We start from the raw sequence: 14,111 nt of genomic DNA on the forward strand, positions 1-14,111 counted from the left end.
TAAATATCCAAAAATATAATCTATAATTATTCTAATGAAAAAAACTGTAATCACAAAAGGAATTACTTATTTAGAGGTACCAGAAGAGAATATTCGGATTTTATGTGGTTGCCCTGAAAATAGTATTAAATTTATAATGCAGATCGGTTTGACTCAACCTGTTGATATAAATGGCTTTAAACTAGTTAGTGGGCCAAATGCTATATTACTAAATGATTATTCTATTTTAAATTCCCATTTTCTAAACTTTGCAGAATTCCCGCTATTACATCACCAATACTTCCAAGGTGCATCTTTTAATGGTACAAATGAGAAATTTATTCTTATAGGAAATAAGAATAGGGTAGATGATCAATATGAGTATATTAGGAGAGGATTACACGGATTAACCTCATTAGAGGAGATTCTAGAAGCAGGTGTTGATGTTATAACAGCTGAACGAATACTTGCTATTGGAGATTATCATAGAGGTAAAAATAAAGAATTTAATATTATTAATAAGGTTTATCTAGACAAAAAGACCAATATTAAGGGGGATCTGTTTGTCCAACGATTAGCTATTAATAAGTTTAAATTTACATATAATAATGAAGAAGAAATAATTGACATTAATTTAAATGAGTTTTCTAAAGGTGTGGGCCTGCCTTACAAAATACGTAATAGACATATCAAGTTCGATGAGTTTAGTGTCACTACTGTTGGCGATGGGAATGGATGGAATTCAGATGTTCCATGTATGGGAGCAGTCATAAACAGTAAGGGAAAACGATTTTTAGTAGATTCAGGTCCTGGTTCTTTAGATCTAATACGACATTTAGGAATAATGCCATCGGAGGTTGAGGGTGTATTTGTTACCCACTCCCATGATGATCACTTTGCAGGTCTGTTATCCCTATTAAATTCAGAAAATAAGATAAAGTTTTTTTCGACTCCACTTATTATCTCTTCTGTTCAAAAGAAATTCCAAGCCCTATTAAATATTAGTAGAAACGAGTTAAAAAGGCTTATAGATTTTATCGAGTTAAAGGAGAATATGTGGACTAATATTGGGGAGATGGAAGTTAAACCTAACTACTCATTTCATACAATTGAGACAAATATATTTTATTTCAGAGTAAAAAATAGTGATGGTGATTGGAAATCCTATGGACATATAACAGATATAATTTCAAGGAAAGATCTTGATTACATGTTAGAGCATGATCAGAGTCAAAAGATTACTAAGGATTGGGCTAACCTCTGGTTTAATCACTATCTAGAGGAGTGTGATTTAAAAAGAGTTGATGCAGGGGAGGTGTTGTACATGGAGACTCCCACGATTTTTCTGGAGACAACTCAAAAAAAATAATTTTAAGTCATTTGAATCATGATATAGATGTTAGTGAAAATGTGAGGTTCTCCCATCCTACAAAATTTGGACATACTGAAGTTCTAATTAGAAGTGAATATAACTATTTATTGGAAAAATCAAAAAATATACTTAAAGAAATATCCAACTTAACTAAAGAAGTTAAGCTAAATATTTCATATAAAGATATACTCTTAATTGAACCAGGAGAGATTTTACATAAAAAAGGTGACAAGCTTGAAAATGTATATTTAGTTTTATCAGGATTGTTTAAGGATTATGATACAACAGGATATGAAAGAAAATATGTTCAGGGAGATTTTTTATACACATTCAATAATGAAAAAAGAGTAAAACAGAGTTTAGAGCTGTATCATATAGTTATATTTTAAAAATTAAAAATAAGAATTTTAGAAACTGTCTATCCCACATAGGGCTATCACAATGCTTTAAAAGTTTAAGAAAAAATAGATATTTTACATACGGTTTTTCATTAGTGAAATTAATACAGTTGTCTAATATTATGACAAGGAAAAAAATCAAAAAAATCAAAAGATAAATTTTGGAGATAATGATTACTTTTTTATTGAAGATGGCGTTGTAATTATAAATTTTAAAAATAAGAAAGATGTTTTATTAGACTATTCTTCTCTATTTGTATATGACAAAACTGATGTGGATATAGATATTAATGTAAAAGAAAATGGCTATATCCTTCTATTTAAAGATAGTGATCTTAAAGAGTTCACATCTGTTTTATGGTCTATCTTTGAAGAGAAATCGAAAATTAGAACTATTGTTGAAACGGATTTTATATAATATACTTCTGCCATGTCTGAATTAGAAAAAGAAATTAGCAAAAGGTTAACTTTTGCAATTATAAGTCACCCGGATGCAGGTAAAACAACTATTACCGAAAAGTTATTACTTTTTGGTGGAGCTATTCATGCTGCAGGAGCAGTAAAGTCAAATAAGAGTAATCGAGGTACAGTCTCTGATTTTATGAAAATGGAACAAGAGCGTGGAATCTCTATCTCTACATCTGTAATGGGTTTTAATTATAGAAACAGAAAGGTTAATCTATTAGATACTCCAGGACACGCCGATTTCTCAGAAGATACATATAGAACTCTAACTGCTGTAGATAGTGCTCTTATGGTAATTGACTCAGTAAAAGGAGTTGAGGAGAGAACAAGAAAGCTTTGTGAAATTTGTGCTATGCGTGACACCCCTATTATTACTTTTTTAAATAAACTTGACCGTGAGGGTAAAGAACCAATAGAGTTACTTGATGAAGTTGAAAAAGAGTTGAAAATTACGGCATGTCCTATGAGTTGGCCAGTTGGTCAGGGACGTAATTTTAAGGGCGTATACAGTTTATATGAAAATAGATTAGTTTTATTTGACTCTAATAGTTTACAAGATTCCAATAGTATTGAAGTTACTGATATTAATGATCCTAAATTAGATGAATTAGTTGGTTCTGAAGCTTCTAAATTAAGGGACGATGTAGAACTTATTAAAGAGATCTATCCTACATTTGATATGGAAGATTATCTTAGTGGAAAAATAACACCCCTCTTTTTTGGAAGTGCAGTTAATAACTTTGGTGTTAGAGAACTGTTAGATTGTTTTGTAGATATTGCACCATCTCCAACAGTTAGAGAAGCAGATAATCGAATTGTTGAAGCAAAAGAAGAAAACTTTTCTGGTGTTATTTTTAAAATTCATGCCAATTTAGATCCAAGGCATAGGGATAGAATTGCATTCTTAAGGATTTGTAGTGGAACATTCGAAAAAAATAGACAATATAACCTTGTACGAACAGGTAAAAACTATAAAAGCTCTAATCCTACAGCTTTTATGGCTCAAGATAGAAATATTATTGATAAGGCTTACCCGGGGATATTATAGGTTTACATGATACCGGTAGTCTTAAAATAGGAGATACTTTAACAACTGGCGAGAATTTTAATTTTATTGGAATTCCTAGTTTTGCTCCTCAAATATTTAGATCTGTTATTAACACTGATCCTTTAAAAGATAAACAGTTTAAAAAAGGATTAGACCAATTAGGAGAAGAGGGTGTTGTTCAGATATTTACAAGAACTACAACTAAACAGAAATTAGTAGGGGTCGTTGGAGCCTTACAATTGGAAGTAATTAAAGCTCGTATGGCAGAAGAGTATAAAGCATCATGTAAGTTTGAACCTGTTGATTTTACTACAGCCTGTTGGGTAGATAGTGAGGATAAGGCAGCCCTTGATAATTTCATGGCTTATTATGATAGTAAAATGGCTGTAGATGTAAGGGGTCAAAATATATTCTTAGCTCAATCTAAATGGATGTTAGACCGAATACTTGAAGAACATCCTAAAGTAAAGTTCTACTTTACATCTGATTTAAAATAGTCTATTTGCTACTTTCGTGTAGAATTTCAGCTTCGCTTTTTCTTATATATAGTGGTCCTTGATCTATTTTATCAGGACCATTATTATTGTATTCCCTAATACCAAGATTAATTAAGTTAATTCCATATTGATCAATTCTATTAACATCAAGTTTTGTGTTAATCTCACCTTCTAGTTTATTGTGTAGTAGAGGCGAATCTGGTCCTGTAAGTAGAATTTTATGTTTATCCTTTAATAGTTTTATAACTTCATTAAAGGGTAAATCAAGATCTTCAGTTATCTTATTTCCATTTGTATATAAAGATAGGTAGAAACTTTTTTTTCTAGCATCAATAATAGGTATAACTATACCATCAAAGTTGATATTCTCTGCATAAACATCTAGTGTGGGTATAGAAACTAATGGTATATTAAGACCTAAACTAATACCTTTAAGGGTAGACATACTAATTCTTAGTCCAGTAAAGGATCCAGGACCTCTAGTGCAAACTAATAGATCAAGATCTTTTATAGTAATATTTCCCTTAGATAGAAGTTTCTCAATCGTTGGTATTATATTTTCTGAATGTGTAAATCCCTCATCTATAATTTCATAATAGTAGTTCCCATTACTTTTTAAACTAATTATTAATAATTTTGTTGCTGTATCAATAGCAAGTATGTTTTTCATATCTCTACACCTTGAATATTTAGAATTCTATTATTATCACTATCTACATTTATTACTATTTTAATAATATCATCTGGTAGATACTCTTGGATTCTTTCACTCCACTCAATAACAGTCACTCCTTCACCAAAAAGGAGATGATCAACACCTAACATTTCAAACTCATCATAATCTGAGATTCTATATAGATCCATATGATAGTAAGGAATCTTACCACTGTATTCACATATAATATTATATGTAGGACTTGTTATATCCTCTTTTACTTCTAAGGATTGTCCAATTCCCTTAGCTAGAACAGTTTTTCCAGCTCCTAAGTCTCCATTAAGAGTAATAATTTGACCTGGTTTTACTTTTGCTCCTAATTTTAGACCTATATTAAAGGTTTCATCATGAGTTTTACAAATAATTTTCATATTTAAGGTAAGAGTCCCTCTCTGTCATAGTTTTTAATCTCTTCTACAAGAGCTTTTTTAACTGGAAGGGTAGGATAATCTAAATCTTCTATTTCATCAACACTATATACTTTTCCTGAGATAGGTGTAACTTCAATTGCGAACTCTATTTTTGCTCTATTTGTCACAGTACTAGAAATCTCTATCTCTGCAATTGCAGTGTATTTATTCCTATAATAAAGAGGAACATCTTTTCTAATTATATCAATAATTCTAATAACTTTCATATTTTATCCTTAATAATAATTCTAATTTATCCCAACGAATAAATAAAGTTATTTATCAAATTTAAGTTTTTTGCATTAGCTCGGGTAAATTTAACGTGGGTAATTTTACGCCCCCGTGCAATTCGTAATTTTAAAATCTTACCCTGTAATCGAACACTCTTATTTTCATCTATATCAAAATCTAGTTGAATAATACTACCTTCCGGAAAGGGTGTCTTCATGGTAAGAGCACATCCTCCACTGGAAATATCTATAACTTTTCCTACTCTTCCTAATGATTTATTAATTTTATAGGAGTAACGTTTTTTCCCTGGATCAAATGTTTTATTTACAGGATATACATATGTTGAAATAGCGACATCTACACGTTGAAATCCTCTTGCTATACTGTGGCTAGATCGTATTGTATGGGATATTATAATTGCATTAGATGAACCTACATTCTTAATTCCAAGAGTTTTTGACATGAAATGGGACTCTTTATCATTTCTATCAAAGGCTATTATTTTAACCATAGAACCTTTTTTCCACTTTATTTGATTGCCAACAGAATCTATTGGAAGCTTAATACAGAAATAGTTTTCGTAGTTACCAATAACTGAACTTGTATAGGATTTTTTATCATTTCTCTCTATAACAACTTTAGTTCCAATCGATAGCTCATGGGTAGTTTTTACTTGAGAGCTTTTTTGGTACTTATCTAGATGATGTTTTATTCTATAAATTTCTATAATTCTATTCTGTTTGACTGTATCAGAAGTACTCTCTTTCTTTATATTTCTAATAGCCTTTCTAAGTAGAGTATTAAGGTTAGCAGGATGAGTTAGAACCATAAGAGGTTTTTTTATATCTGACTCAATTAGTAGTCTAGACAAAAGCTTTATCTGGTTCTTATTTAGTTGTAGCTCTTTTGCTTTTTTCTTAAAAGTTCTTTTATATTGTCGAAAGTTGCCACTACTACTAAAAATTTTATTAAATACTAATGCTAGTATTACAAAAAGAACTAAAGCCCCAATTGTTATTAACATAGTTTTCGGGTCTGTCTCTTTTTTTGCTCCTAGTAAATTCCCTGAAAAACGTAGTTTTGACTGTAACAATGGTATATTATAAATCATAATAACTATCCTTTTACAAATAAGTCTTCTAATTTTTCAATTCGTGAAGATATTTCATACTCTAATATATCACCAATTAAAACAGTATCTTGGCTTTCATAACCATCTAATAGTTCATTTAATATATCATCTAATCCATCTGTAAATTCATTTAAATCATTACCATTTGTTACTTTCACATTGTTAATATTAAAATTAAGAATTCTTAATACTTTATGTAAAATGTGTGTAAATGTATTCATAACCTTAGCAGCCTTCTCTTCATTCCCGGCCTGAAGATATATCGCAACTGACTCTAAATCTGGTTTTAAAGAGACTAAGACCTTTATACTAGTTATTAACTCCTCTTTTGGATTAGAGAACTCTCTTAATCTTTCATTTAATAGTAGTATAATATCCTCAAAGATATCATTAATACTCTCTTTATCAACACTCTCTTCTTTACAGTTTAAGTAGTTATATCTGTTTAGTAACTCTAAAATAATCTCATTTTTACCATATTCTGGAGTTTTATTATCCAAAGATAGTATATTAGGTAGATGGTTTAGAACAAAAGGGATTTCATCATTAACTTGTAGAAGAATTTCTCTATCCCAATTATCCAAAGCCAAAGTTAGTCGTTGAAAGAAATATTTAATCCAAGATATATTATTTATATTAAGCTCAGTAAAACTTAAAGTTTCGATCTCAATACTTCGTATATCGTCAATTTTTACATTTAAATCCCTATTGGAGTAATCTTCATTATCTATATATAGTTTCTCTACTATTAATTGGTTTTTACTTAACCAGCTACTAATATTAGAAATTACTTCATTTAGATATTTCTCGTTCTCTAATGAAAAATCAATATTATTTTTATCTATTGTTAAAGTCATTTTAGTTATCCCCACTATTTGTTAAATTCTCTATAGCTGTCATACTACTATTTAAATTATTAATTGTTGCATCCATCTGACCATATTTTCGTCTAATACTATCTTCATATGTAATTAAATCATCTTTATAATCTGTAATATCCTTATCATTTCTCTTTATTTGGCTATCAATAGTAGATATTCTATTTGATATAATGCCTCCAGCTCTAGTATATGGCTTTATATTATCATCTACTAACTTAGCAACACCAGTATCAATAATAAAATCATTATTTGAATCGTATCCAAAAAGATTTTTTACCGATGTTATATTATTTTTAAGGGCAGCCTCGAGCTCTTCCACATTAGCCTCTATATAACCCCTTAGTTTGGAAACATTAACACCAGTAGAACCTGATGCATTTGTAGAAATCCCTATACTTTTTAATAAGTTATATTCATTATCATCATTTGTAGCATATGCGTTTGTTATTGTTCTAAGTAGACTCTGTTTAATACTATTTAAGGTTCTATCACCTCTTAATGTTCCCTGTATCTCTTCTGCTTTTTTTTTCGCATCATCATTTGCAAATTCTATCTCTGATATTACAGCTTTATCATCGTTAGTTAGAAGGATAATTTTTTTCATGGATTCATTATAGTTATATACGAAGTCTAAAATTTGATCCCTAGCATAATCCGTATTATAATCGATATTTAATGTAACCTTTTCATTTGGATCAGCACTTTTTAAGTGTAAAGTAGTCCCATCTACTAGGTCATCAATATCATTACTTTCTCTCTCAATTTCCATTCCATTCATATATAACTTAGCATTTTTAGCAATAGTTATTGGGTTTATTGGAACATATTCACCTCTGCCAGCCCCTTTTTTTTGGGTTACTGAGTTAACCAATAAGGTTTTATTACTGTTGTTATTTATAATATTTATGCTTTTAAGTTTTTTTATCTCCTTACCTGTAAAGGTTAGAGTCTGTTTTTTATTATTTATATCAACAATTGGGTTAAGTTTTGTTGTATACTTTTCATCTGAAATTGTAACTATGTTCATATCTAATATAGGTGTACTACTATTATCATTAGGGGAGAATCTTTTTAAAGGCTCACCTATTTCATTATTAATAGTTATATTCTCTAGTGTTACATTAGGAATATTTAAATCTTTTAATAGGGTAGGGTCATTCCCATCCTCTGAAATATCTTTTAATTCAACTTCAATCTCAAAAATATCGTTTTCATTAATACCTGAATCAACTCTAAAACTTACTTTAGACCTAGGGGAGAGATTTAATGTATAAGTTGTTTTAGAAATATCACCAGAAGAAGATATTAGATCATTAACTTTAATTTTGTTGTTTTCGATACTATTTTTTTCTATAAGTCCAATATCTAGACCTAGCTTTATTGCGTCATCTTTTAACTGTAGACTATTTTCGTTACCAGTTTCTAAACTCTCAATTAATAATACTTGAGATGTTTTACTATTTTTGATTAAGGAAGCATGTAATTTGTCAGGATTTCTTTTGTTTAATTTATTAACAAAATCTTCAAAGTCTCCACCACGATATTTTAAGGTAGTTAATTCTTCACCTATAAGAAAAGAGTAGGAACCCTTTTGTACTTTAGCCTCACTATCTATTTGATATGAGACAAATTTATCTGTAGTTGCTATGCTTTCAATTATAAAACTTAGATTCTCATCTATAGCTGTTCTTTCTGTCTCAGCAGTTAATATACTTTCATTAGAACTTATTACACTTTTTTCGTTAAAAGGATTTTCAAATCCATATAGTTTATTTGCTGAATCAGATAGTTTAGAAAGTGTTACATTTAAATCCTGCCAAATACCCTTTAAATCAGTATATTCCTCTTGTTTTATTTCCATTTTTTCAAGAGGAATACGTTTGGCTTTCATTAAATTTTCTATCATTTTAGCTGAATTACTATCACTACTAAAACCAGGAATCGCAATATCAGACAATAAAAACCACCTTTAACTATATTTTATATGAGTTCATTAAAGAGTACACCCATATGAGTTCTAAAATGTTTTCTAAGAACTTGTATATCATGGGAAGGAATCTCTTTAATAATTTTATCGGTTTTTTTGTCCATCACTTTAATGATAAAACCATTATCTTGTTCATCTACACTATATTTTAACTTTGTCTCTTTTAAAATATCAGTTAGTTGAATTTTAACTTCAGGAAGTGTAAGTACATCTTCATTACTTATTTTAGTTTTAGCTTGAACATTTGCTGTTTTTTCATTTCTTACATTACTCTCCCTAAGATCTTGTCTTATAACATTTTCTGTAATAACAGTCATAAGAACCTCCTATAAAAAGTCAATATATACCCTTCCGTAAAAAAGCATATATCGTGCTGTTCTACACAGCAAGTGCGGCACCTAATGCTGTCGCCTGCATTTCTCTATATTTACTATTGTGAGCCATTTTCTGAGGATCAAATGGTTCTCTAGTTTTTAGTATTGTATAAACTATGGTACTCATTTTTCTGGCTGTAGCTATAATACTTTTCCCAGAACCTTTATGTTTTTTCATATCTGTATACCTACTCATTAATCTGTATCCCATAGTATGTTTTTTACTTCTAATCATTCCCATTACAGTTTGTACAAATGCAGTTCTAAGCTCTACTGGTCCTCTTTTCGTTATATGACCATGATGTATTGTCATATTTGAGTTTTGAACCCATGGAACAAGTCCTGCATGTGCTGCATATTTTTTTGCACTACTGTATCTTTCAATATCATCAGTAAATGCTCTTATTGTTGATGCTGTTATTATTCCAACACCAGGTATTGTTTGAAGAAGTGCAACATCTTCATCTTCTTCAACCATTTTAGCTAAGACTTTTTCTAAAATCTTGACTTCTGATGATACCTGATCTATCGTATTAAGTAGCGGTCTTACCGCATTGGCGGCGTTTCCGTTAAACCTATGGTCTTCGAGACCCACAAGGATTCGCTGCCTCTCTTTTTTACTTTGCAACTGTCCTCTTTTGGATTCAATACCATATCCAAGTAATAGACCATGAACTTGATTTTTTAAAGAAACAACAGTTTTTACTAAAATAGATCGTGACTTTAATATTCTTCTGATATCTTCACTTTCCTGAGAACATAAAATCGACTCTGGAAGCATATCTTTTTCCAAAAACTCTGCTAATGTTCTTGCATCATGCTTATCTGTTTTCTTCACAGACTCATTTATAACTTTGAACTTCAGTGTATTCACAACTTTTACTTCAATTCCTGCACTAATCATTTTGTTTCTAAAAAATCTTGCATTTCCAGTTGATTCAACAGCAATAGATATTTCGTATCCTTGCTCTATCCATTCTTTAACCTGTTTTAAGAATTCTCCATACCCCGTTTTATTTGTTGGATACATTCCTGATTCTTCAATTTTACGATCTTCACTAAGTGAAAGTGTTGTAAATTGTGTTTTGTGTAGGTCTGAACCTATACTAAGTTTCATATATTGCCCCCTATATTAGACAGCTCCTGTACGGTTGATTAACTCCAATCTCCTATTCGGTCTCGCAGACCATTGAATGTTACGGCTACAGCTCTTCAATCTCCTTTGCGGTCTCGCAGACCAATAAATATGACGAACAGTAGCTTTGCTGTCTTACTAATTATAAAACAGTCTATCAACCAAAGGGGTTATATTTACTTTTTATCATTCCTCCTTTAGGATATCGAATTAAGGGGAAGGACGCGTCTCCCCCTGAATCCTTAAAGATAAATAATAATTAACATCATTATTTAAAAATACGGAGTATTAGTTTAATAAAGAAAGTACTGATTGTGTCTGAACATTTGCCTGTCCAAGCATTGCAGTACTTGCTTGTTGTAAGATTTTATCTTTCGTTAAACTTACAACTTCTGTTGCCATATCGGTATCTCTAATTCTAGATTCTGCTGCTTGCATATTTTCAGATGCAATTGCTATCCCTTTAGCTGCAGTTTCAAATCTATTTTGATAAGCTCCAAGATCTGCTCGTTGAGCATTCACTGTTTTCATAGCATCATCTAAGACACCGATGGCTCTGTTTGCTTCATCAGTACTAGCCAATGAAATTGATGCACCATCACCTTGCTCATTAGTTAATCCTAGTGCTGTTGCAGTCATAGTTCTTACAGCGATTGTTTCGCTTTGATCCATGTTAGCCCCAACTTGGATTGAAAGAGCACCACCACTTTCTTCTGAAAATCTCCCAGTTAACATATTCATTCCGTTAAATTGTGCTTGGGAAGCAATTCTATTCACCTCATCAACAAGTTGAGAAACCTCTACTTGAATCATAGCTCTATCTTCATCGCTATAAATACCATTTGATGATTGAACAGACAGCTCTCGCACTCTTTGTAGAATATCAGTAGTTTCTGTTAGGAATCCTTCAGTTGCCTGAATGAAGGAAACACCGTTTTGAATATTTTTTTCAGCTTGATTTAAGCCTTTGATTTGACTTCTCATTTTTTCAGATACTGCTAAACCTGAAGCGTCATCAGCTGCTTTATTAATTCTCATCCCAGAAGAAAGCTTTTCCATTGAATTGTTAGAAGCATTCTGAGCCAGTCCTAGCTGTCGATTTGTATTAACAGCTGCCATGTTGTGATTTATTATCATTATTCCCCTCCATGATACTAATTAGTAGGCATCCTTTGCCTACATAAATTATCATAGTGCACAACAAGGAGGATTCAGAAAAAAGTACGCGTCTTTTCTGCTCCGTGTAATCTCCTGTGTCACTAAGATCTTTATCACTTGTGATAAACACCTTAATGCTGTTGTTTTAAACGGGGTCGTATGTCAAAGATCAAAAGTGATGTTAGTAAAAATACTAACATCACCATAGAGTATAATACGTTATTGGAGAAGCTGCAACACTTGTTGTGGAGCAGATTTCGCTTGAGCAAGCATAGCATTGCTTGCTTGGCTAAGAATTTGATCTTTAGTAAGATTAACAACTTCTTTTGCCATGTCAACGTCTCTAATTCTAGACTCAGCAGCTTGTAAGTTTTCAGCACTAATATCAATACCTTTAACAGCTGTTTCTAATCTGTTTTGGTATGCTCCAAGGTCTGCTCTTTGTTTGTTTACTTTTTTAAGAGCTTCGTCTAGAACACCAATACTTTTATTAGCCTCATCTGCTGATTCAAGGGACATAATATCATCAGTTCCTAATTGTCTTACACCTAATGAAGAAGAAGTCATTGTACCAATGTGCATTCTCTCTCTTTGATCCATGTTAGCTCCTACGTGAATCCACATAGAACCTGTAACAGTATTTTCACCTGTCTCTTCTGCAAATCTACCTGTTAGCATATTCATACCATTGAATTGAGCTTGAGATGCGATTCTGTCAATTTCGTCTACAAGTTGAGAAACCTCTACTTGAATCTGCATTCTATCTTCAGCAGTATAAATACCATTTGAAGATTGTACAGATAACTCTCTTAATCTTTGTAAGATATTAGTAGTTGACTCTAAGTGACCCTCTGTAGCCTGAATAAAAGATATACCATCAGATGCATTTCTAGATGCTTGATTTAAACCTCTTATTTGACTTCTCATTTTTTCTGAAACTGCTAATCCAGATGCGTCATCAGCTGCTTTGTTTATTCTTAAACCAGATGATAATTTAGACATACTGTTCTGAATTCCAGAAGTTTTTGTTGCTCCCACTCTTAGTGAGTTCATTGCGCTCATGTTGTGATTAATAACCATACTACATTCCTCCATGAATGATCGATAAATTTTTTATGGAACATCCTTGTTCCAAGTTGAGAAATACTTCTCATATTTATATATCGGAGAGTAGGGGGTATAAACTTTACTAAGATAAAAAAAATTATTCCAATTTTTCTAAATAAAGTTTTGCAATAGAGTCTTCTTCATCATAAACAAGAACAGTTTCAAAATATTTCTTAGCTTCATCCATATTTCCTTGCTTCATCTGTAATATTCCCATATTAGAAATGATTTTTACATCTTCTGGCGTTATTTGAAGAGCTTTTTCAAGAGCCTTTTGACTTTTATCAAAAAGGCCAACTTCTAAATAACAGATAGCAAGTTCATTGTATATATCTACATCTTTTTCATTTAATTTTAGTGCTGTTTCTAAAGCATTAATTGCTTCGGTAAAATTAGACAATCTTCTATATGCCCAACCTAGTAAAAACCACCCATTCCAAATGTTCTCATTATCTTTTAGAAAGCTGATTAGAGCTTCTATTGCTAATGGCTCCTCTTCATTTAAAATTGCAGTATAAGCGTTACTAAATATATCTTCATTACTTATAATACTTTTGTAGTTTAATAATACTTCCTTAGCTTTTTCTATTTTGTCTTCATCATCACTATACTCTATAAATGCACTTAAGCATAATTCGGCTTTTTCAAAATCTCTAATTTTAATAAAGAAAAACCCTCCATTAAAATATGTATCTGTAAGAACACTCTCCCTATCAAGAAGCTGTAAATATATCTCTTTTGCTAAATTTAATAGCTCTTCTTGTTTTTGGAAATCACCTTTTTTACCAAACCAATCAGCTTCATTCTCATTAAGAACAGCTAAATTAAGTAAATTTCTATCCTTTCCTGGGGTAAGTCCATCTAGAGCCAAAAAAATCTCTCTTGCTAAAGAGAAACTATTTTCACTTGATTTAAAAATTGCTGAATCAGTTAACTCCTGAATTATATTAGGTCTAACAGCTTTAACAAAATTTCTGTAATAATCTATATCTTTATGGTTTCTATTATATGCCAATATTTTTAACATAGCTGATACTATAGACTCCCATGTTAGATCCTTAGGTTCCCAGTTTTCTAAACCATTTGTTTCAATTGGAAGAAGGATATTTTTATCTATAGTGAAATCATCAAACTCATTTTTAAAATTATCAGGTATTGATATATAATATATATCTTTTAGTGGGTTATTTATATTTTCCATTTTATGCTCCAAATATTTTTC

The 14,111-nt window shown here is 31.0% G+C and carries 16 protein-coding genes; 5 read left to right on the forward strand and 11 right to left on the reverse strand.

Annotated elements, in window-relative coordinates; all coding sequences use genetic code 11:
* Positions 1 to 34: 34 nt before the first annotated feature.
* The 5 genes from EW093_RS13875 (at position 35) to EW093_RS17710 (ending at position 3,759) form a co-directional block, all read left to right on the forward strand.
* Positions 35 to 1,348 carry an MBL fold metallo-hydrolase gene (locus EW093_RS13875; protein WP_149568980.1) on the forward strand — a complete coding sequence of 438 codons (1,314 nt, stop codon included), beginning with the start codon at positions 35 to 37 and terminating at the stop codon, positions 1,346 to 1,348.
* A gap of 11 nt (positions 1,349 to 1,359) precedes the next feature.
* A complete protein-coding gene (locus EW093_RS13880) occupies positions 1,360 to 1,740 on the forward strand; it encodes a hypothetical protein (protein ID WP_149568981.1) in 381 nt (126 codons plus the stop codon).
* 283 nt (positions 1,741 to 2,023) lie between these two features.
* The gene (locus EW093_RS17360; RefSeq protein ID WP_187759720.1) at positions 2,024 to 2,167 is read left to right on the forward strand and encodes a hypothetical protein; all 144 of its coding nucleotides are present in this window, start codon (positions 2,024 to 2,026) and stop codon (positions 2,165 to 2,167) included.
* Positions 2,168 to 2,179: 12 nt separating this feature from the next.
* Positions 2,180 to 3,262, forward strand: a complete 1,083-nt coding sequence (locus EW093_RS13885) for a peptide chain release factor 3 (protein WP_246745039.1) — start codon at positions 2,180 to 2,182, stop codon at positions 3,260 to 3,262.
* Positions 3,263 to 3,369: 107 nt separating this feature from the next.
* Complete coding sequence (locus EW093_RS17710) at positions 3,370 to 3,759, forward strand: hypothetical protein (RefSeq protein ID WP_246745117.1); 390 nt, start codon at positions 3,370 to 3,372, stop codon at positions 3,757 to 3,759.
* Between the two features lies 1 nt (position 3,760).
* On the opposite strand, the gene tsaB is transcribed toward EW093_RS17710, so the two are convergent.
* The 11 genes from tsaB to EW093_RS13940 form a co-directional block, all read right to left on the reverse strand.
* Entirely contained in the window at positions 3,761 to 4,429 is a 669-nt protein-coding gene (tsaB, locus tag EW093_RS13890; protein WP_149568982.1) for a tRNA (adenosine(37)-N6)-threonylcarbamoyltransferase complex dimerization subunit type 1 TsaB, read from the reverse strand.
* Positions 4,426 to 4,845, reverse strand: coding sequence for a tRNA (adenosine(37)-N6)-threonylcarbamoyltransferase complex ATPase subunit type 1 TsaE (gene tsaE, locus EW093_RS13895; protein ID WP_149568983.1), 420 nt, complete (start codon positions 4,843 to 4,845; stop codon positions 4,426 to 4,428). The genes tsaB and tsaE overlap by 4 nt, the downstream gene beginning before the upstream one ends.
* 2 nt (positions 4,846 to 4,847) lie before the next feature.
* Positions 4,848 to 5,111, reverse strand: coding sequence for a hypothetical protein (locus tag EW093_RS13900; RefSeq protein ID WP_149568984.1), 264 nt, complete (start codon positions 5,109 to 5,111; stop codon positions 4,848 to 4,850).
* Between the two features lie 26 nt (positions 5,112 to 5,137).
* Entirely contained in the window at positions 5,138 to 6,226 is a 1,089-nt protein-coding gene (locus EW093_RS13905; RefSeq protein ID WP_149568985.1) for a PilZ domain-containing protein, read from the reverse strand.
* A gap of 5 nt (positions 6,227 to 6,231) precedes the next feature.
* On the reverse strand, positions 6,232 to 7,104 hold the full coding sequence (locus tag EW093_RS13910; protein ID WP_149568986.1) for a hypothetical protein: 873 nt from the start codon (positions 7,102 to 7,104) through the stop codon (positions 6,232 to 6,234).
* A 1-nt stretch (position 7,105) separates the two neighbouring features.
* Positions 7,106 to 9,085, reverse strand: coding sequence for a flagellar filament capping protein FliD (gene fliD / locus EW093_RS13915; protein ID WP_149568987.1), 1,980 nt, complete (start codon positions 9,083 to 9,085; stop codon positions 7,106 to 7,108).
* A gap of 23 nt (positions 9,086 to 9,108) precedes the next feature.
* Positions 9,109 to 9,432: a flagellar protein FlaG gene (locus EW093_RS13920; protein ID WP_149568988.1), complete on the reverse strand. Its 324-nt coding sequence runs from the start codon at positions 9,430 to 9,432 to the stop codon at positions 9,109 to 9,111.
* A 61-nt stretch (positions 9,433 to 9,493) separates the two neighbouring features.
* Complete coding sequence (locus EW093_RS13925) at positions 9,494 to 10,606, reverse strand: IS110 family RNA-guided transposase (protein ID WP_149566950.1); 1,113 nt, start codon at positions 10,604 to 10,606, stop codon at positions 9,494 to 9,496.
* A gap of 306 nt (positions 10,607 to 10,912) precedes the next feature.
* Positions 10,913 to 11,761 carry a flagellin N-terminal helical domain-containing protein gene (locus EW093_RS13930; protein ID WP_149568989.1) on the reverse strand — a complete coding sequence of 283 codons (849 nt, stop codon included), beginning with the start codon at positions 11,759 to 11,761 and terminating at the stop codon, positions 10,913 to 10,915.
* 240 nt (positions 11,762 to 12,001) lie between these two features.
* Positions 12,002 to 12,862: a flagellin N-terminal helical domain-containing protein gene (locus EW093_RS13935; protein WP_149568990.1), complete on the reverse strand. Its 861-nt coding sequence runs from the start codon at positions 12,860 to 12,862 to the stop codon at positions 12,002 to 12,004.
* Positions 12,863 to 12,986: 124 nt separating this feature from the next.
* Entirely contained in the window at positions 12,987 to 14,090 is a 1,104-nt protein-coding gene (locus tag EW093_RS13940) for a tetratricopeptide repeat protein (protein ID WP_149568991.1), read from the reverse strand.
* Positions 14,091 to 14,111: the final 21 nt, after the last annotated feature.

Origin of the sequence: Thiospirochaeta perfilievii (assembly GCF_008329945.1) — a bacterium.
GTDB classification, from domain to species: Bacteria; Spirochaetota; Spirochaetia; order DSM-2461; family DSM-2461; genus Thiospirochaeta; species Thiospirochaeta perfilievii.